Origin of the sequence: Hydrocoleum sp. CS-953, assembly GCF_002260545.1 — a bacterium.
GTDB lineage: Bacteria > Cyanobacteriota > Cyanobacteriia > Cyanobacteriales > Microcoleaceae > Trichodesmium.
This window is the reverse complement of sequence record NZ_LGSU01000073.1, coordinates 1-1,964: the sequence shown is the minus strand read 5'-3', so window position 1 is coordinate 1,964 and position 1,964 is coordinate 1. Positions and strand designations below refer to the sequence as shown.

The 1,964-nt window shown below is 31.9% G+C and carries 1 protein-coding gene and 1 pseudogene; both read left to right on the top strand.

Features of this window, described 5'->3' with window-relative positions; translation table 11 throughout:
- Positions 1-300: 300 nt before the first annotated feature.
- Positions 301-1,389, top strand: a pseudogene (locus tag AFK68_RS43905) (CHAT domain-containing protein); the annotation flags it as partial.
- A gap of 210 nt (positions 1,390-1,599) precedes the next feature.
- Positions 1,600-1,740, top strand: coding sequence for a CHAT domain-containing protein (locus AFK68_RS43900; protein ID WP_371357147.1), 141 nt, complete (start codon positions 1,600-1,602; stop codon positions 1,738-1,740).
- Positions 1,741-1,964: the final 224 nt, after the last annotated feature.

Sequence of the window (1,964 nt, the reverse complement as noted above, 5' to 3'; positions counted from 1 at the left end):
GTATTAGAAAGAAAAAATCATGATGAATTGGCAATAATTTTCTATAAACAATCAATTAATATTACTGAAAATATTCGGAAAGATTTGAAAAAAATACCAGTCGAACAGCAAAATTTATATATAGAAAACAATGCTAAAATATATCGCAATTTGGCTGACTTATTGCTACAAAAAAAACGTGCTATAGAAGCACACCAAATTTTAGATTTACTGCATATACAAGAGACATTTGAATATATTGGGAGCTTACAAACCGATGATTATGAATATAGTGAAATTCCATTACTAGAGCCAGAACAGGTGTTTTGGGAAAAGTATACTCAGTTAATAGATGAAGCTGCTAAAAGCCATAATAAAAATCCAAATAACTTACAGGAAAAATTAGTAAAAATTGAGCAATTTTTTGATAGTGAAGAAGTCAAATCTATAGTTTCAGAATTAGAGAAAAATTCTAGGAGTCAAAAGCTAACTTCAGACATAGCAGTTTGGTTACAGTCTGAACTAAAGGAAAATAATCTTCAAAATACTGTAGTCTTATATCCGTTACTTTTAGAAGACCGACTAGAATTAATATTAGTGACTGCTAATTCACCTCCATTTCATCGCACTGTTTCAGTACAGCAGAAAGAATTTAATCAAGCTATCTTTCGATTAAGAGCGCAATTAACAAATAAAAATCAATCTGACCAAAGAGTTATACAAGCAGGATTAAAATTATATAATTGGTTGATTAAACCAATAGAATCTCATCTAAAACTTAGTCAGGCTAAAACAATTATTTATGCACCTGATAGTCAACTACGTTATATTCCTTTAGCAGGGCTACATGATGGAAAAAAATGGTTGGCAGAAAGGTTTAAAATTAATAATATTACTGCTGCAAGTTTAATGGAATTAGAACCTAGAGGAAAATTTGAACCGATAATTTTAGCAGGTGCTTTAACAGAAGGAAGTTATAATTTTCAGGTTGGTCAACGCAAATTTGAATTTGAATCATTACCCTTTGCAGGAGTAGAGATAAAGGATATACAAAAGGCATTTCCTCAAACCAATAAATTGTTAGGTAATGCTTTTACTAAAGAAGCTATAGAAGCAAAATTGGATAGCTATAATATTATACATTTTGCTACCCATTCTGCTTTTGTAAGTGGTCATCCAGAAGAATCTTTTATATTATTTGGAGATGGCGATCGCGCTACTTTACGAGATGTGGAAGATTGGAATTTAAAGAATGTAGAATTAGTCATTTTTAGTGCTTGTCAAACTGCTTTGGGAAAAAAGCTAGGAAATGGAGAAGAAATACTCGGTTTTGGTTATAAAATACAAGAAGCTGGAGCAACAGCAAGTATTGCAACTTTATGGCGAGTTGATGACCAAGGTACCCAAGAANATGGCGATCGCGCTACTTTACGAGATGTGGAAGATTGGAATTTAAAGAATGTAGAATTAGTCATTTTTAGTGCTTGTCAAACTGCTTTGGGAAAAAAGCTAGGAAATGGAGAAGAAATACTCGGTTTTGGTTATAAAATACAAGAAGCTGGAGCAACAGCAAGTATTGCAACTTTATGGCGAGTTGATGACCAAGGTACCCAAGAATTTATGAATGATTTTTATGCAGCTTTGAAGAATGGAGCAAGCAAGGCCACAGCAGTACAAAATGCACAAATTTCTATGATTAATAGTGAGTATAGTCATCCCTATTATTGGGCACCATTTCTTTTAATTGGAAATGGATTGTAAGTCAGTTATCAGTTATCAGCTACGAATATTTTTTAATAAATTAAACAAGCACTCTTTTCACTTCTACTATATTTTTAACCAGAGAATAGAAGTACAAAAACAATGAGTTTAAGTTATCAACTCAGACAATTCTATGACAGTAAAAGATATTGTGTTTCAAAAGCTGAGAGCTGATGGTTGAATGCTTACGAAAGATAATCTATAAGAATTTATAAATCTCCTAA

Coding starts and splice junctions, on each gene's coding strand:
- AFK68_RS43900 (WP_371357147.1), top strand. CDS start 1,600: ATGAATGATTTTTATGCAGCTTTGAAGAATGGAGCAAGCAAGGCCACA.